The sequence below is a fragment of the Planococcus sp. ISL-110 genome, from assembly GCF_018613575.1.
In the GTDB taxonomy this organism is placed as follows: Bacteria; Bacillota; Bacilli; order Bacillales_A; family Planococcaceae; genus Planococcus.
Map to the genome: position 1 here is coordinate 67,692 of NZ_JAGGPX010000016.1, position 16,487 is coordinate 84,178.

The window sequence follows — 16,487 nt, forward strand, 5'->3', positions numbered from 1 at the left end:
TATGATTGATATTTGTATCATCGGTGGAGGTGCAGCCGGCTTAATGCTGGCTCATTCCCTTTCCCCTTCCCTTTCCGTCGTTGTCCTCACGAAAGAAGATGCTTTTTCAGGCAATACCGCCCTTGCACAAGGCGGCATTGCCGCCAGTATCGGTCCCGGCGATCATCCTGCGTCCCATGCCGCTGATACATTGTCTGCTGCTGCTAACCATGCCAATCCCGAGCGGGTAGAAGTTTTGGTCCAGGAAGGACAAGCTCTCATCGAAATGCTGTTGTCACAAGGACTGCCTTTTGATGCCGATGAAGAAGGCCTGCCGATGCTTGGGCAGGAAGCGGCACATGCCGCCCGCAGGATTATTCATGCCGGCGGCGACCAGACCGGCAAAATGCTGCAGCATCATTTATTGAGTAAGACCGAAAACCGCGTCAAGCGCTTGCCATACAGCTCTGTATTGGAACTTATTATAACCGAGGGCCAATGCACAGGCGTATGCGTAGAAGACGCCTTCGGCAAACGCTCAATCATCCATGCTCAGCATATTGTATTGGCGACTGGCGGCATCGGCCAGCTGTACAGCCAAACCTCTAATTCCATTGTTGCTACGGGAGATGGCTTATCACTGGCCTTTCACGCAGGCGCCGTTCTGGAAGATTTGGAGTTTGTCCAGTTCCATCCTACTGTTTTTACTGTCAAGGGCAAATCGTGTGGACTGATTTCCGAGGCCGTTCGTGGGGAAGGCGCCTGGCTCGTCGATGCAGCAGGGCGACGCATCATGGAAGATGTCCATCCGTTGCTGGAGCTGGCACCTCGGGATATCGTCGCGCGTACCATTGAATGGCATTGGCAGCAAAAAGGGTCCGTGTTTCTTGATGCCCGCCACCTTCAGGATTTCAAGGTGAAATTCCCTTCCATCTATAGGAATTGCAGGGACCACCATATACATCCTGAAAAGCAGATGATCCCTGTACGGCCTGGAGCCCATTTTCATATGGGCGGCGTCCAGACGAACGAATGGGGAGAAACCACCATCCCCCGTCTCTATGCCATCGGAGAAATCGCTTCAACCGGTGTTCACGGCGCCAACCGGCTCGCCAGCAATTCATTGCTGGAAAGCTTGGTGTTCGCTAAACGCCTGGCAACCAAAATACAAACTTATGGTTTTAGCCATAAAAAAGAGTCTGTTGAATTAATTGAACCGGTGAAGAAATTCTCTCTCCCATGGAATCTGCAACTGCGCATGACCGAGCAGGTCGGCATTTTAAGAGAAGCCGACGAATTAAAACAGTTTATCGCCGATTTCCCGTTATTGCGATTTGATTTGCAGCAATATTCCGGAAAGCAGATCAAAGAAATTCACCGCTATACGGCCAGCAGCCTGATTGCCCAAGCCGCACTGTTCCGCGATGAAAGCCGCGGCGCCCATTACCGGATTGACGCACCGCAGGCTTCAGAAGAGTGGACCGGAAAAACCATTCAGCTGTCTATAACCGGCATGGCGATTGGAAAACGAAAATTACAGCAAAAGGAGACGGTTTCATGAATCGCTTAAAAGCCGAAGAGGCTATCAGAAGTTTTTTACTGGAGGATATTGGAGACCGTGACGTGTCTTCTGTTTTATTCAGCCAGAAAGATCGAGGCGAAGCTGTGGTCCGCGTGAAACAGGATGGCGTCATTGCGGGGCTGGACTGTTTTCAGTGGGGCTATCACTTGCTTGATCCTGAAATCACCGTGGAATCCATCAAAAAAGACGGGGATTTCGTCAAAGCGGGTGAAGCAATCGTCCGCATTCAGGGACCAGTCGCGGCTTTATTGGCAGGAGAGCGTGTGTTATTGAATCTGGTCCAGCGCATGAGCGCCATTGCGACTTTGACCGCCCGATGCGTTGAGGCTTTAGGCTCCACCCACACCCGCATCGTCGACACCCGCAAGACCACGCCCGGATTGCGGATGTTCGAAAAATATGCAGTTCGGACCGGCGGCGGATTTAACCACCGAAACGGCCTCTACGACGCAGTCATGCTGAAGGACAATCATATCGCAGCAGCCGGTTCCATCACTGAGGCAGTCCAAAGGGTCCGCTCCTCGTTGGGGCATATGACCATGATCGAAGTCGAAGTCGAGAGCCTGGCTCAATTGCAGGAAGCGATTGCTGCACGGCCGGACGCCATCATGTTCGACAATCAAACACCTGAAACCATAGCAACTTGGGTGCAGCTGGTTCCGGAACCGATCCGTACAGAAGCTTCCGGCGGCATCGACCTGAACAACCTTGCTGCTTATCGCCATTCGGGAGTCGATGTGATTTCCATCGGCGCCTTGACCCATAGCGTACACAACCTGGACATCAGCATGAATTTAGCCATTTCACATAAGGAGGCCATCTATCAATGACTTCATTCCTAAACGAATTACAACAAACAGATGCCATGCCACAGTCTTATTTGGAAGCCACAACGGAAGAGCTGCATGAACGTGCGAAACGTGCACGTGCCGAACTCGGCGATCGTTTGTATATCCTCGGCCACCATTACCAGAAAGACGAAGTCATCAAGTATGCCGACGTTACCGGCGATTCGCTGCAATTATCGCAGATTGCCGGTAAGCAGACGGCGGATTATATCGTCTTCTGCGGCGTTCATTTCATGGCGGAAACTGCAGACATCCTGACAAATGCCGAGCAGGCGGTCATTCTGCCTGATATGCGCGCCGGCTGTTCCATGGCGGACATGGCCAATATCGATCAGACCGAACGCGCCTGGATCCAGCTGCAGGAAATGTTCGGCGATACTATCGTTCCGCTGACTTACGTCAATTCGACGGCGGCCATCAAAGCTTTTGTCGGACGCAACAGCGGCGCCACCGTGACTTCATCAAATGCCGAGCCGATGGTGCGCTGGGCATTAGCACAAAAAGAGCGTATGCTGTTTCTGCCGGATCAGCATCTTGGCCGGAACACGGCGGTCAAACTTGGCATTCCGCTCGAGCAGATGGCCATATGGGATCCGATCAAGCAAAAGCTTGAAGCGCAATGTCCGGTAGAGGATGTCCGGGTGATCCTGTGGAAGGGCCACTGTTCCGTCCACATGAACTTTTTACCCAAGCACATCGACAACCTGCGGACCAATGAACCGAATCGCCACATTCTGGTCCATCCAGAATGCACGTATGAAGTGGTCAGCCAGTCGGATTTTGCCGGCTCGACCAAATACATCATCGATATGATCGAGGCGGCAGAACCCGGATCCAAATGGGCGATCGGCACAGAGATGAATCTGGTCAACCGGCTGATTGCCGATCATCCCGATCTTGATATTGTATCGCTCAACCCGTATATGTGTCCGTGCCTGACGATGAACCGCATCGATTTGCCGCATTTGACATGGGTGCTCGAAGAATTGGTTGAAGGACGCATCATTAACCGCATCCAGGTCGATCCCCAAACTTCTACCGAAGCAAAAATGGCATTGGAAAAGATGATGTGACAGGAGGAAGGCTTCGCGCCTTCCTTTTTTAGTTGGTGAGGTGCGGTGTTGGATGGTTGAGGTGCGGTCTTTGCCGGTTGGGGTGCGGTTATCACACTTTGAGGTGCGGTCTTTGCCGGTTGAGGTGCGGTCACCCGATTTGGACAGAAAAATACAGCCATTCCCAAAGGGATGGCTGTATTTTTTAATGGGATCGTGTTAAACGGCTGCTGCGGTTATCATATGGCAAGCGAGCTTTTGAGCGCTTTTCTTTTTCTTCAATCTCACGCACACGATTTTCAATCGCTGCTGAAACCAATCCGAGAATTGTACCGAAAGCTGCTCCGGCAACCACTTCAACTGGCTGATGGCCAAGCAATTCCTTTAATTGCTTTTCACGTTCGATAAATTCAAAACTTGGAAATTCTCCGGAGAATTTCACAAAGCTGTCTTCCAGGTCATTGACCAGACGTGCAATCTCTCCAGTATGCCGGCGTATACCTTGTGCATCGTACATGACGATGACGCCGAATACGATGGCCAAAGCCGTCTCTGTGTGGCGTGCCCCTTTATTGGCAGCAACGTATGCAGCGAGTGCAGACACCCCTGCTGAGTGGGAACTTGGCATACCGCCTGTCGTAAAGGCCTTTTTCCAATCCCATTCCCCAGTCACTTTTTTATGAGTGACAATTTTCAATGCCTGCGCCACTCCGATTGCACCTAATGAGGTAATCATTCCCCGGTTCATCTTTCTCATCTGCTCATCCTCCAGTTTCAACTTGGCAACTATACAGTTACTGTTCAATATACTTCTTTACCCATTATTGCAGATGAATATGTAAGGATATACTAATTTATTTCTCCAGGATCATATTATTTCAAAATCCTCTGCCCGCTCTGCAATAAATTCTGCCTCTCCTGCCACTTACTGCTGATAAATCCTCTGCATTCATGTATATTTATAGCTAATCCAATGAAACATCCAGTTCCCATCAAGCTGAAAAGCAAGCATTGACGGACAGACAGTCGACACTTTCTCGCTCTACCCAGCCTAAGCCGACATCCTTTTCCCTTCCGGTGCACACGCGGTTGCGCTAAAATATAGACTGGAAGGATTCACAGCCGGTTTATTAATTTCTCTTTTGAGTTTTCTAGTAGCAACCTTCCTGTATATCCGCCACCGCAGCTTATCAAATAAAAACTCCACTGTGCAGCAATGAACTTCTATTGATCATTAAACATTAATCATCTTATAAGAGAGAATGGGGAATTCCATGAAGAAATTATTAGCTAAAGACTGGCGCAGCATACTCATGTACTTGATCATGGGCGGTTGGACCACTGTCGTCAACATTGTGGTCTACTGGGTCTGCGAAGAGCTTTTCCATCTGGATTACCGCATTTCAACAACAATTGCTTGGCTTTTCGCCGTCATCTTTGCTTTTATCGTCAACAAACGCTATGTCTTTAAAAGTATCACCACCAATTGGCGTGACCGCTTTGCGGAGATGGGCTCCTTTTTCGGCTTCCGTGTGCTGTCCTTTTTCATGGATTTAGGCACCATGATGGTATTGGTGGGTTTATTGAGCATCAACGGCACAGTCTCCAAAATCCTGGCTAATGTCATCGTTTTGGTCGCCAATTACATCTTCAGCAAGAAGTTCATCTTCAAGGACCGCAATGTTCCAATTGCGGAAAAAATTCAGTAATACGCAAAAATGCCGGACAGGATTTTCTCCTTGTCCGGCATTTTTTTGCTTTCCTCAAACTTCTGGCAGCTCAAGTGGCGCTATATGCTGCCTGTGGATTTGGGCAGCCTGTAGAGATAAACTGACAGCACAATCGTCCATAGCTGTAACGTGTAAATGAGGATGCGTTCGACCAGTCCAGCGTATGGCAGCCCGCCACTTAAGACAATCGGAACCGCCACTCCCGCCAGCACGATAACGATGGCACAAACAAGCGTGAACATACCGATGCTCCTGAAGTTTTTGGTCAACCACAGGCCATAACCAATCGCAAACAACGCACCGATTGTTGCAACTACGACAATCGCGGTTATCCCTAAATGCATAAAGTTGCCGAAAGTCAGCACTTCGCCTCCCTGTTCCAACGGAAAAAGACTAAAACCGATCAGCGATACGGCATGCATGAGAAATAGCAGCATAGCCCCCCACTGGGCCACTTTATGAGTCTTGTGCTTACGGAAAAGCACGTAGACAACCGCTGCAAAAATGACCCCGAATATCCCATAAAGGAGCGTAAAGATTCGCAGCATCCCAGCATTCGGTGCACCATTTCCTGTCAGTTCGCTGATTGTTTGCCTCACATGGCTATATCCATCCCACAATATTCCGCCTGTAGCAACGTGCAGTATGTAAATGAGAGCACTGACCACCCCACTTAATGCTGCCGTCTGCCAGTAACTATCCTTCAGCCCGAGTTTCATACTTTCACCCGCCCTTTTCTTTCTATCTATTCCACAATTGCGGATTTTACGCTAAAGGCATCTGCATGTTCGAGGCATCCTTTCATTTTATTTATATAGAGCTTCTTCTAATTTTCCAGCGCTTTTCTGGCGTTGACGCGACCATGCCCGTACACATCGTCCCGTCCAACCTTTCCTAAATCATCCGCTGACGAAAAGATCAGTTTTTCGATTTCTTTATTGCTGAGGGCTGGCTTATCGGCTTTGATCAAGGCAGCTACTCCCGAAACAATCGGCGCTGCCATGGATGTCCCACTCAATGGACCAAAAAGATTGTTCGGCAAAGAGGAATAGATATCCGTTCCCGGGGCTGTGACGTCGATGGTCGGCCCTTTATTGGAAAATAAAGAATTGATGTCATTGCTGGTTACAGCACCCACGGAAATGACATTGGCCAGAGAAGACGGGTAATGTGAATTGCGCGTTCCGTCATTTCCTGCGGCAGCGACGATGACGATCCCCTGCTTATGTGCTTGCTGTATCGACTGATTTAGTGCCTCGCTATAATAGTAGGATCCCAAGCTCAAATTGATGATGTCAACGTTGGCAGCCACGGCATATTCAATGCCATGAATCAAATCAGAAGTATAGCCCAATCCTCCATCGTCAAACACATCGATTGGCATAATCTTCGTACGCGGCGCTACCCCCGCACCCCAAATGCCGTTGTCAGCTGATCCTGCGATCAGGCCTGCAACGTGCGTACCGTGGAAACCGGGACTGATGGTTCCCACCTTTTTTTTAAGCGCATCGTATGGCGCAACAAACTGGCCTGCCAATTCGGCATGCAGCACATCCATGCCATTATCAATCACCGCCACCACCACACCAGCTGATCCCCGTGTCTGTTTCCAGGCAGCGGATGTTTCAATCCTTTGATGATGGTATTGGAGTCCAGCAAACTCCGGGTCATTCGGTGTATAGGCCAGCTCTATGGGATAATCCGGTTCGACAAATTCCACATCTCCTCTTGCTCTCAGCTCTTCCATGAAAGCAGCAGTGGTTTCGCCTGCCGGCACATCCAGCGCAGCCATTTTTGCGTTCCCACTTTGGTTGATCGTCGCAGCCGCAGTGACTCCCAGCTGTGAACCTTCTTTATACTTTACAATCACCTGCTGCGGACCGGATTCCGCAAAAACTTCATTTCCATTGGCTGTGAAGGTCACGAATACCATCGTCAAAACAAGAAAAAGACCCATCGTTTTATTCATGGCAAGGCTCCTATCTCAGTTGATTAATATCACAATTTTGTGATTAATCAGATATTTTAATTAATTATAAACCCAAATGAGTATTTTTTCCAGTCCATTCCAAAAAAATCCCGCCTGCAATCAATTGAATGATTGCAGACGGGATTGTACTAGATTTTGCTTATGCTTTGAGAAGATATCTCCACAGGATGAACGGCTTCGTACAGCAAGCCTTCTAATTCAGCACGGTAATCCGCAGCCTGTCCATCAGTCCAGCCGAGCATCTTGCCCATATAAACGATGGTTGATTCTTTATGTGCATACACCCAGTGGATATCGAAATACAAAGCACCGGTACGGCGAATAAAGAAATCGATCGGCTTGTATGATGCTTCGTATTCCATTGAATAACGCAGCATCGCGTAGACCAGTTGATTAAGCCCGGCACGTGCAGCTTCTTCCAGTCCGGATGTGTAGAAATGAAGAACTTTGTCCACGTTTGCCCCATAGCGGTTGACAAGCATGCGCATGGTATCAGGTGTCAGCCCCATGCTGCCAGCTTGGTGTATACGGTCAGCCATGAACGTTTCAAAGCCTTTCGACCCGCCCACTTCGCCGCCGGAAATCGGCAAACGCTTGGTCGAGCTTTTCGGATAGTTAACGCCTTCTTCTTTTTTCAATTGCTCTGCTACCAGATTGATGATGTGTTCGCCCATTTTACGGTAGCCGGTCAATTTGCCGCCAGCAATTGAAATCAAACCGGAATCCGATACAAAGATTTCGTCTTTCCGTGAAATCTCGGATGGATCTTTGCCTTCTTCGTGAATCAGTGGACGCAAACCAGCCCAGCTGGATTCGATGTCCGACTCTGTGATTGCCACATCAGGGAACATAAAGTCGATTGCTTTCAAGACATAGTTGCGATCCTCCAGCGTCATCGTCGGATGTGCAATGTCCTGCTTATAAACAGTATCTGTCGTGCCTACATAGACTTTGCCTTCGCGCGGAATGGCAAATGCCATCCGGCCGTCCGGCATATCAAAATAGATCGCTTGTTTTAGTGGAAAGCGAAGGCCATCAAAGACCAAGTGAATGCCTTTTGTCAGTTGAAGCGTCTTGCCGAATTTCGAGTGGTCCTTGTCGCGCAATGTATCAACCCAAGGTCCTGCTGCGTTGACGATTTTTTTTGCATACAGTTCGTGGATGGTTCCATCAATTTGGTCTTCCACCTGAATGCCGACGGTCTTGCCGTTGTCGTAAATAAAGCTTTTTACTTTCGCATAGTTCATCGCCAAAGCGCCTTTTTCAACAGCTTTTTTCATGACTTCCATGGTCAGGCGTGCATCGTCGGTTTTGTATTCCACGTAATAACCGCCGCCTCTGATGTCTTTTTTCTTCAGTAAAGGCTCATGGCGCAAAGTTTCTTCTTTGCTAAACATTTTGCGGCGTTCACCTTTTTTGACGCCAGCCAAAAAGTCGTAGACGCGCAGGCCAACATTGGTGCTCAAGGGACCGAACGTTCCGCCTTTATAAAACGGCAGCAACATCCATTCCGGAGTCGTCACATGGGGCCCATTTTCATAGACGATTTCGCGTTCTTTGCCGACTTCAGCGACCATTTTCACTTCAAATTGCTTCAAGTAGCGCAAACCGCCGTGAACCAATTTGGTTGAACGGCTGCTCGTACCTGCTGCAAAATCCTGCATTTCCACAACTGCAACATTCATGCCGCGCACGGCTCCATCAAGCGCGATGCCAGCACCTGTAATCCCGCCCCCAATAACAAGGACATCCAATTGCGTTTGTTTCATTTGTTCATAGCGTTCGTTTCTGTTTAAGCTTGAGAATTTCATAAGTCCATCTGCTCCTTTTTGTGTGGGTTGAAGAAATGCATGGAGAAAACTATTCTGCTCCTTCATAACTACCCTTTCCTGCAGGGCATTAAGTTGCTTTGCTTCACCCAAAGCGGTGTAAAAAATATGTTCTCGTTCAATCTGTATAGCCTTTTTCCCATATAAAAAGAGAGATCCAGGCACAGCTGCAGAATTTTGTCTGCAAATCTGGCTTGGTCTCTCATCGTCTCCGGCCGTATATCTCTCTTTATTAACTTGTAGGTTACTTCACTGGTTTAAATGAACGTGTTGCGGTTACCGCGTTTTTCCAGCCTTCGTAAAGCTTTTCGCTTTTTTCAGCCGGCATTTCGCGTGTAAAGGTTTTGTCGATCTTCCATTGCTGGGCGATTTCTTCTTTGTCTTTCCAGAATCCGACTGCGAGGCCCGCTAAGTAAGCTGCGCCCAGTGCCGTTGTTTCCTGGATCATCGGGCGTTCCACTGGAACATCCAAAATATCGCTTTGGAACTGCATCAGCAAATCATTGCCGACCGCTCCTCCATCAACGCGCAAGGTTTTCAATTCGATCCCTGCATCTTCTATCATAACATCTACGACATCTTTTGTCTGGTATGCGAGCGCCTCAAGTGTCGCACGGATGAAATGCGCTTTTGTTGTGCCGCGTGTCAGGCCGAAAACGGCACCGCGTGCATCGGTATCCCAGTAAGGAGTTCCCAGCCCAACAAATGCCGGCACCATGTAAACGCCTTCGGTTGATTCGACTTGCATCGCGTAGTCTTCGCTTTCCGGTGCATTTTCAATGATCTGCAGACCGTCGCGCAGCCATTGGATTGCTGAACCGGCTACGAAGATGCTGCCTTCAAGCGCGTATTCGACTTTGCCGTCAACGCCCCAAGCCAAGGTTGTCAATAAACCGTGCTCCGACACTACACCTTCTTCGCCAGTGTTCATCAGCATAAAGCAGCCTGTGCCATAAGTGTTCTTCGCCATGCCTTTTTCAAAGCAAGCCTGGCCGAATAATGCAGCCTGCTGGTCACCGGCGATGCCGGCAATCGGCACTTCGTGGCCGAAGAAATGATAGTCGATGGTGTTGGCGTAGACTTCGGATGACTGCCGTACTTCAGGCAGCATGCTCTTCGGCACTGTCAAAATATCCAATAGCTCCTGATCCCACTCCAGGTCATAGATATTGTACATCAACGTGCGCGATGCGTTGCTGTAATCCGTCACATGCACTGCGCCGCCTGACAATTTGTAGACCAGCCACGAATCGATTGTTCCGAACATCAAGTCGCCATTGTCCGCTTTTTCGCGTGCGCCTTCGACATTATCCAAGATCCATTTCACTTTGGTTCCGGAGAAATAGGCATCAATCAGCAAACCTGTTTTCTTGCGGAACAATTCGTTCAAGCCTTGCTCTTTCAAGTCGTTGCAGATGCCGTCTGTTTGGCGCGACTGCCAGACGATGGCTTTGTAGATCGGCTTGCCTGTGTTGCGGTCCCAAACGACTGTCGTTTCACGTTGATTGGTGATGCCGATGCCCGCAATCTGGCTCGGGTCGACATCCGATTTGCGCAGCACTTCTGCGATACACGCTAAAACAGAAGTCCAGATTTCATTGGCATCATGTTCTACCCAGCCCGGTTTCGGGAAAAACTGTTGAAACTCCTGCTGAGCGGTTTCGAAGATTTCGCCTTTATGGTTCAGTAATACGGCACGTGAACTGGTTGTGCCCTGGTCTATGGATAAAATATAATCTTTGTTCAAAACGATCTCCTCCAATGGGTTATGAAACGATTTTTTCTTCTAATCTATCAGCGGTTGTCCGCTCTTTTCTCAATTCTACACTTGCTGCACGGAATAAAACCAGGAACAAGGCAGCGCTCATGATCCAAAACGGCAAATCGTATGCGCCAGTAAACAACGCTTTATAAAATAAGGCGCCGTAAACACCGCCGAAAATCGGTCCGACAATCGGCACCCAGGCATATGACCAGTCCGAGCTGCCTTTGCCCGGAATCGGCAGCAAAGCGTGCGCGATGCGGGGGCCGAGGTCACGCGCAGGGTTGATGGCGTAGCCGGTCGTGCCGCCAAGCGACATCCCGATGGCAATGATCAATGCACCGACAATCAGTGGATTCAAACCTTCTGTAAAGTCATTGGCACCAATGAACAGCAAGCCCATAACCAATACCGCGGTTCCGATGATTTCACTGACTAAATTGGAGAGCGGGCGGCGGATTGCAGGAATTGTTGCGAATACTGCCAGTTTTGATTCTGCATTCTCGGTCCGCTTCCAATGCGGCAAATAGTTGAAGAAAACGATGGCCGCCCCGATGACGCCACCAATAATCTGTGCCGCAATATAAACCGGCACTTTAGCCCAAGGAAAATCGCCCACTGCGGCAAAACCAAGTGTTACAGCCGGATTTAAATGTGCCCCGGAAAAACTTCCTACTGCATAAACACCCATTGTGACGGCCAATCCCCAACCAAAGGTGATAACTATCCAGCCGCTGTTTTCAGCTTTAGAATCTTTTAACACTACACCCGCTACGACGCCGGCTCCGAAAATAATCAAAATCATTGTACCAATCACTTCTGCTAAAAATTCCGTCATTGTACTGCACCCCTTTGTTTTTCGTCTTTGAACCGCTTTCAGAAAACGCAAAAAGACCCACGCTGAACCGAGCCACTTCTCTACGAGAAGCGCTCATTCCAGTGTGGGTCTCCATTTCTCCAACACAGTTCTTAACTTGTAAATACTAAGTTAACAGTTTATGAAAACGCTGTCAACGTTTTATAATTCCCAAAGTTCAGGCTGGGATGTCGAAATCGCTTTTGCCCCGCCGTCATAGGCCAATTGAATATCTTCTTTTGTGCGGATCAACCCGCCTGCAATCACCGGAATGCCCGTCTTATCAAAAACTTCCTTGATGACTGACGGAATGATTCCCGGCAGGATTTCAATGTAATCCGGCGAGACCTGATTGATCAGCTTGATATTGTGTTCCAGCGCCTGGCTGTCCAATAAGAATAAACGCTGGATCGTCAGCAGATTGTTTTTCTTCGCCAAAGCGATAACATTGCTGCGCGTCGAAACAATGCCATCCGGTTTGACTTCCCTCACCAAATACTCAAATCCATAGGCGTCCGTTTTCAGTCCCTGAATTAAATCCACATGCAGGATGACTTTCTTTTTGGCTTTTTTCGCTGCCTGAACCAACTGCTTTAGCTGCGCCAGCCGAATTTCCAAAAAGATGATGTATTCATGGTCGCTGTTGAGCAAGCGTTCAAATTCTTTCATATTGCGCAAAACTGGCAAAACTCCTGTTAACTCATGCACCCGGTTTCCTCCTCCAGTTGTTCCATGCCTCTATAGAGCATTATCCGCCCAAACCGCTTCCCATTCAAAAATTTCGTATTTCCTGGCACCTTCCACAACATACGGATCCGTCTTCACCAATGCTTCGCAGGCTATGTACGATTCAGCACGGTAAATGACCAAGCCGCCGGAACCATCTGCAAACTTGCCATTGGCGGCCACCTGTCCGCTGCTGCGCTTGTCTTCCAGAAACGCCAAATGCTGCGGCCGAAACTCTTGGCTCTTATCAGCGTCTTTCATCGGCAACAATACCGCGAAATATTTCATGAATCTGCCCCCTTTTCCTTTATTATAGTGAGCAGGCTCCAAAAAGTCTTTTATTGCCATGAATTCTTCTGGAACTAGATTGTTATTTCCCAGTTATTTGGATATACTGTCCAAACTCAGGTAAATACTGTCCAAATTCAAAGAAATACTGTCCAAGCAGCTTTTCAAACTTTCCAAACAGGGTAAACTGGTACTGACTTACATCCTCCTTAAGGAGCTGATTGGCTATGCAGATGACCAAAAAAGGACCTGTTTATCAATTGATGTTCATGCCCCGATTTTTCCCGGTAAACTGTTATATAATCGATGAAGAAACGGAATTGACTTTGGTCGATGCCGCTCTGGGATTTAACGCCAAACAAATCTTATTGTCGATCAAGGTCATGAATAAACCGCTGACCCAGATCATTCTCACTCATGCCCATGTCGACCATATCGGTGCACTCGACGCCATCAAACGCGAATGGCCGGAAGCCGTTGTCAGCATATCGTCGCGTGATGCGCGTCTGCTTGCCGGTGATGCGGGCCTGCTGCCTGGCGAACCTGAATCGCCGATCAAAGGCGGTGTTCCCAAGAACGTTAAAACCCAGCCGGACCGTTTGCTCAAGGAAGGGGACCATATCGGCTCTCTGAGAGTGGTCCATACGCCCGGCCATACGCCTGGCTCTATTTCGCTATTGGATTCCCGCAATCAGTTTCTTATAGTGGGAGATGCTTTCCAAACGCACGGGGGCATCGCGGTCTCCGGAACATTCAAAGCATTGTTTCCTTTTCCAGCTTTTGCGACCTGGAACAAGCGGACAGCGCTTGAAAGCGCACGGAAAATACGCCAGTTAAATCCTCAGCTCTTGGCAGTCGGGCATGGCCGAATGATTGAAAAACCGCTGGATGCCATCGATTTAGCCATTCTCGAAAGCGAAAAAAGACTTCAGTAAGCTGTCGGCACTGCCTCTATCGCCCTCAGAAAAAAACCGTTTGCCAAGGAAAGTTTCCCGGCAAACGGTTTTCTTATTTCACTTCTGTGCGCCTAACCCGCATCAGCATGACCGGTCTTGGCTCATCTAGCACTTCATCCACTTGCCGCGTCTTTTGGAAGCCCGTTTTTTCATAGGCCCGGATTGCGACTGTATTCCGGACATCGGGGTCAGTGACACAAGATTGAATTTTCGCGTCCGCAAAGATGATTTCTTTCAGGAATTTTTGAAGCACCTTCGAACCCAGCCCTTTGTTGCGATAGGCCTTGGCGCCAATCAACACATCCATTCCGGCTGCTTTTTGAAGCTCCTCGTATATTTCACAGCCCGGATAATCGCTCCATTCGTATGTCTGGATATAACCAATCGGTGTTTCTTCATAATAAATGATGTACGCCCTTGTTGGATCCTTGCCCTTGATGCTATCTGTGAACTCTTGGACAAACTGGCCGTATGTGGGGCCTTGCACATAGCCCCAAAACCGGGTAGCAGGCGGCTCTTTTGTAATCCATTCGTAAAGCTGCGGCAAATGTTCCCGCCGCAGTCGCCGAAAGCTGACTTTTCCTATATTCAAGCCCATCAAAACACTCCCTCCTGATCTTTCGGTGAAAAAGAAAACCGCTATCCGTTATTCCATTGAATAAACACGAGCGGCATTGACGAGAGGCTATTGTTTTTCCGATTTATCGACAGGTGGTTTCAGGATGCTGCCCAAATGTTCAATCGGCAGGGAAAAAATGGTTTCCACTGGTGCGTAGTTTCCAGCTAAACGGCCGATTGGTGCCAGTTTTTCCAAATTGATGCGGCCATTTTGATAGAGCTCATCTTTAACATGAAATTTAACGAGCCTGCCAATCACCAGATGATCGTCTCCCAGTTGGATGATGTCATGCAGTTTGCATTCCATATTGATGGGCGCTTCCAGAACACGCGGAACAGAAACTTCAATCGATTCGGCAGCCGTCAAGCCGACGTAATCGAATTCATCAACTTCACTTGGCACGTGTTCGCCGCTTTTTGCCATTTCATTAGCTAATGGTGCTGTTACGATGTTAATGACAAATTCCTTGTTTTCCCGGACGTTCTGCAACGTGTCTTTGATCGTACCTGCACGTTCTTCCACACCTTCGCCAACAGAAAACGCCAACATCGGCGGATTGCGCGATACCACTGTGAAAAAACTGAAAGGCGCCAAATTGGCGATGCCATCTAAAGACATCGTAGATACCCAGGCAATCGGCCGCGGGACTACACTTCCGATCAATAATTTATACTTTTGCTTTGTCGTCATGTTCAGTGGATCGATGATCATTTTCCCCAGCCACCCCTTCACTCTTCTATTCCCTAAATGCTCTTCCTTCTCTTTTCCCTTTTTGATTCGATATAAATCAAATTCCCGAAACGATTATCCATTATTTTGATGGCTGCTGATTTTTTGCATCCTGCATCTTTCACTATAATTCGGCACTGGCGCTGCATATCCCTTCGCATCTCAAAACAATCAATAAAAAACCTGTCAAGTATAAGCGAAAAGCTTATGTTGACAGGTTTTTGGTTTTATTTTAGTTGGAAGGTCTTTTCTTCTTGAGCTTTCTGCGTTTCATACTGCCGATAGTTGGAATAATATTCTTCGATCAAATAAACTGGCCGCCCTTTGGTTTCAATAAAGATTTTGCCCAGATATTCGCCAATAACCCCCAACGAAATCAATTGAACCCCGCCGAGAAACAAAATGACGGACATCATGGATGGATATCCTGGAATCGAATCATTGAAAATTAAAGTCCGGAAGAACAGGTACAACATGTACAATAAAGCTAAGAACGATACCGAAATACCGAGAAACGAAGAAATTCTGAGTGGCAGTACGGTAGATGAAGTAATGCCGTCAATCGCCAGATTTACCAATTTCGGGTAATTCCACTTAGTCGTTCCTGCTGCCCGCGGATCCCGGTCAAACAGGATCTCCATCTTATTAAAGCCAATCCAGCTGAACATCCCCTTGGTATAGCGCTGAGACTCCCGAATTTTCTTCAAGGCCTCAATGCATTTCCGGTCAAGTAGACGGAAATCTCCAGTGTTGTTCTGAATGGGAATATTCGATACCTTGTCCAGAATATTGTAATACGAATTGGACGACCATTTCTTGAACCAGGTTTCTCCGGCACGGCTGTTCCGTTTTGCAAACACATCGTCATATCCCTGCTCCCAATAGGAAATCATCTCAGGAATCAATTCAGGTGGATCCTGCAGGTCTGCATCAAGGATGATCACAGCATCTCCATTAACATGATCGATTCCAGCCAGCATCGCGACTTCTTTGCCAAAATTGCGCGAAAGATTAATATAAGCGATCTGCGGATGAGTCCTGGCCATTTCTTTCAGCATTTCCAGGGTCCGATCCCTGCTGCCATCGTTGACAAACAGAAACTCAAATTCGTAATTTGAGATTTGCGTGGTTACCAGCAGCAAACGCTCCAGCAGCGTCTCCAGGACTTCCTCTTCATTATAGGCAGGGATGAGGATTGTTAGTAATTTCATGCACGATTCACCGTCCTTTCCTGAAAGACTGATTTGCCAAAATTATATCATAAACCGGTCTGAATCTCATTGTTTTTTACAAAAGCACCCTATTTTCCCAAAACAAAGTTTGCTATCATTAGAAATGGAATTCACTAACCAAATCCAACTGAAATCAATGAGTCTCATAGCTTATATACAACAAGTAGCTATTACTGTGGATTTTTCGTAAACCAGCCCAGTATCCCGGAGCTTTTCACTGATTTTCTTCAGACGCTGCTCATCAGGATTTTTTATAAAAATCTTAGCAGAAAACACGTCAAACAGCGAAAAATCACCTACTTCTGCATC

16 protein-coding genes are annotated in these 16,487 nt (G+C 48.0%); 5 read left to right on the plus strand and 11 right to left on the minus strand.

The window, feature by feature from the left end; all coding sequences use genetic code 11:
• Position 1: 1 nt before the first annotated feature.
• The 3 genes from nadB to nadA are packed head-to-tail and all read left to right on the plus strand — an operon-like array spanning position 2 to position 3,482.
• Entirely contained in the window at positions 2–1,540 is a 1,539-nt protein-coding gene (gene nadB, locus J7I83_RS11590; RefSeq protein WP_215100888.1) for an L-aspartate oxidase, read from the plus strand.
• On the plus strand, positions 1,537–2,391 hold the full coding sequence (nadC, locus tag J7I83_RS11595) for a carboxylating nicotinate-nucleotide diphosphorylase (RefSeq protein WP_215100890.1): 855 nt from the start codon (positions 1,537–1,539) through the stop codon (positions 2,389–2,391). The genes nadB and nadC overlap by 4 nt, the downstream gene beginning before the upstream one ends.
• The gene (gene nadA / locus J7I83_RS11600; RefSeq protein ID WP_215100892.1) at positions 2,388–3,482 is read left to right on the plus strand and encodes a quinolinate synthase NadA; all 1,095 of its coding nucleotides are present in this window, start codon (positions 2,388–2,390) and stop codon (positions 3,480–3,482) included. Before nadC ends, nadA begins: the two co-directional genes overlap by 4 nt.
• Positions 3,483–3,666: 184 nt before the next feature.
• Here nadA and J7I83_RS11605 read toward each other — a convergent pair whose 3' ends face one another.
• Positions 3,667–4,218 carry a divergent PAP2 family protein gene (locus J7I83_RS11605; protein ID WP_215100894.1) on the minus strand — a complete coding sequence of 184 codons (552 nt, stop codon included), beginning with the start codon at positions 4,216–4,218 and terminating at the stop codon, positions 3,667–3,669.
• A 517-nt stretch (positions 4,219–4,735) separates the two neighbouring features.
• On the opposite strand from J7I83_RS11605, the gene J7I83_RS11610 reads away from it, so the two are divergent.
• On the plus strand, positions 4,736–5,170 hold the full coding sequence (locus J7I83_RS11610) for a GtrA family protein (RefSeq protein WP_215100896.1): 435 nt from the start codon (positions 4,736–4,738) through the stop codon (positions 5,168–5,170).
• 80 nt (positions 5,171–5,250) lie between these two features.
• Here the strand turns inward: J7I83_RS11610 and J7I83_RS11615 are convergent, their stop codons facing one another.
• The 7 genes from J7I83_RS11615 to J7I83_RS11645 form a co-directional block, all read right to left on the minus strand.
• Positions 5,251–5,910: a DUF998 domain-containing protein gene (locus tag J7I83_RS11615; RefSeq protein WP_215100898.1), complete on the minus strand. Its 660-nt coding sequence runs from the start codon at positions 5,908–5,910 to the stop codon at positions 5,251–5,253.
• 107 nt (positions 5,911–6,017) lie between these two features.
• The gene (locus J7I83_RS11620) at positions 6,018–7,160 is read right to left on the minus strand and encodes a S8 family peptidase (RefSeq protein WP_215100900.1); all 1,143 of its coding nucleotides are present in this window, start codon (positions 7,158–7,160) and stop codon (positions 6,018–6,020) included.
• Between the two features lie 149 nt (positions 7,161–7,309).
• The gene (locus J7I83_RS11625) at positions 7,310–8,992 is read right to left on the minus strand and encodes a glycerol-3-phosphate dehydrogenase/oxidase (RefSeq protein WP_215100902.1); all 1,683 of its coding nucleotides are present in this window, start codon (positions 8,990–8,992) and stop codon (positions 7,310–7,312) included.
• Between the two features lie 262 nt (positions 8,993–9,254).
• Complete coding sequence (glpK, locus tag J7I83_RS11630) at positions 9,255–10,757, minus strand: glycerol kinase GlpK (RefSeq protein WP_215100904.1); 1,503 nt, start codon at positions 10,755–10,757, stop codon at positions 9,255–9,257.
• Between the two features lie 19 nt (positions 10,758–10,776).
• A complete protein-coding gene (locus tag J7I83_RS11635) occupies positions 10,777–11,610 on the minus strand; it encodes an MIP/aquaporin family protein (RefSeq protein WP_215100906.1) in 834 nt (277 codons plus the stop codon).
• Positions 11,611–11,790: 180 nt separating this feature from the next.
• The gene (locus tag J7I83_RS11640; RefSeq protein WP_215100908.1) at positions 11,791–12,336 is read right to left on the minus strand and encodes a glycerol-3-phosphate responsive antiterminator; all 546 of its coding nucleotides are present in this window, start codon (positions 12,334–12,336) and stop codon (positions 11,791–11,793) included.
• Positions 12,337–12,366: 30 nt separating this feature from the next.
• On the minus strand, positions 12,367–12,642 hold the full coding sequence (locus J7I83_RS11645) for a YciI family protein (protein WP_215100910.1): 276 nt from the start codon (positions 12,640–12,642) through the stop codon (positions 12,367–12,369).
• A gap of 227 nt (positions 12,643–12,869) precedes the next feature.
• Here J7I83_RS11645 and J7I83_RS11650 point away from each other — a divergent pair, with 227 nt between their 5' ends.
• On the plus strand, positions 12,870–13,577 hold the full coding sequence (locus J7I83_RS11650) for an MBL fold metallo-hydrolase (protein WP_215100912.1): 708 nt from the start codon (positions 12,870–12,872) through the stop codon (positions 13,575–13,577).
• Positions 13,578–13,650: 73 nt separating this feature from the next.
• Here J7I83_RS11650 and J7I83_RS11655 read toward each other — a convergent pair whose 3' ends face one another.
• The 3 genes from J7I83_RS11655 to J7I83_RS11665 all read right to left on the minus strand — a co-directional run bounded on the left by J7I83_RS11655 (position 13,651) and on the right by J7I83_RS11665 (position 16,157).
• Positions 13,651–14,196 (minus strand): GNAT family N-acetyltransferase, encoded by a 546-nt coding sequence (locus J7I83_RS11655; protein WP_215100914.1) that lies wholly within the window; start codon positions 14,194–14,196, stop codon positions 13,651–13,653.
• Between the two features lie 87 nt (positions 14,197–14,283).
• Positions 14,284–14,928 (minus strand): flavin reductase family protein, encoded by a 645-nt coding sequence (locus J7I83_RS11660; RefSeq protein ID WP_215100916.1) that lies wholly within the window; start codon positions 14,926–14,928, stop codon positions 14,284–14,286.
• A 245-nt stretch (positions 14,929–15,173) separates the two neighbouring features.
• On the minus strand, positions 15,174–16,157 hold the full coding sequence (locus J7I83_RS11665; RefSeq protein ID WP_215100918.1) for a glycosyltransferase: 984 nt from the start codon (positions 16,155–16,157) through the stop codon (positions 15,174–15,176).
• Between the last annotated feature and the right edge of the window lie 330 nt (positions 16,158–16,487).

Excerpts from the sequence above, each read along its gene's own strand:
- J7I83_RS11645 (WP_215100910.1), bottom strand. The coding sequence starts at position 12,642 with ATGAAATATTTCGCGGTATTGTTGCCGATGAAAGACGCTGATAAGAGC.
- J7I83_RS11605 (WP_215100894.1), bottom strand. The coding sequence starts at position 4,218 with ATGAGAAAGATGAACCGGGGAATGATTACCTCATTAGGTGCAATCGGA.
- nadC (WP_215100890.1), top strand. The coding sequence starts at position 1,537 with ATGAATCGCTTAAAAGCCGAAGAGGCTATCAGAAGTTTTTTACTGGAG.
- J7I83_RS11610 (WP_215100896.1), top strand. The coding sequence starts at position 4,736 with ATGAAGAAATTATTAGCTAAAGACTGGCGCAGCATACTCATGTACTTG.
- J7I83_RS11665 (WP_215100918.1), bottom strand. The coding sequence starts at position 16,157 with ATGAAATTACTAACAATCCTCATCCCTGCCTATAATGAAGAGGAAGTC.
- J7I83_RS11620 (WP_215100900.1), bottom strand. The coding sequence starts at position 7,160 with ATGAATAAAACGATGGGTCTTTTTCTTGTTTTGACGATGGTATTCGTG.
- J7I83_RS11655 (WP_215100914.1), bottom strand. The coding sequence starts at position 14,196 with ATGGGCTTGAATATAGGAAAAGTCAGCTTTCGGCGACTGCGGCGGGAA.
- nadA (WP_215100892.1), top strand. The coding sequence starts at position 2,388 with ATGACTTCATTCCTAAACGAATTACAACAAACAGATGCCATGCCACAG.
- J7I83_RS11625 (WP_215100902.1), bottom strand. The coding sequence starts at position 8,992 with ATGAAATTCTCAAGCTTAAACAGAAACGAACGCTATGAACAAATGAAA.
- J7I83_RS11615 (WP_215100898.1), bottom strand. The coding sequence starts at position 5,910 with ATGAAACTCGGGCTGAAGGATAGTTACTGGCAGACGGCAGCATTAAGT.
- J7I83_RS11660 (WP_215100916.1), bottom strand. The coding sequence starts at position 14,928 with ATGATCATCGATCCACTGAACATGACGACAAAGCAAAAGTATAAATTA.
- J7I83_RS11650 (WP_215100912.1), top strand. The coding sequence starts at position 12,870 with ATGCAGATGACCAAAAAAGGACCTGTTTATCAATTGATGTTCATGCCC.
- nadB (WP_215100888.1), top strand. The coding sequence starts at position 2 with ATGATTGATATTTGTATCATCGGTGGAGGTGCAGCCGGCTTAATGCTG.
- J7I83_RS11635 (WP_215100906.1), bottom strand. The coding sequence starts at position 11,610 with ATGACGGAATTTTTAGCAGAAGTGATTGGTACAATGATTTTGATTATT.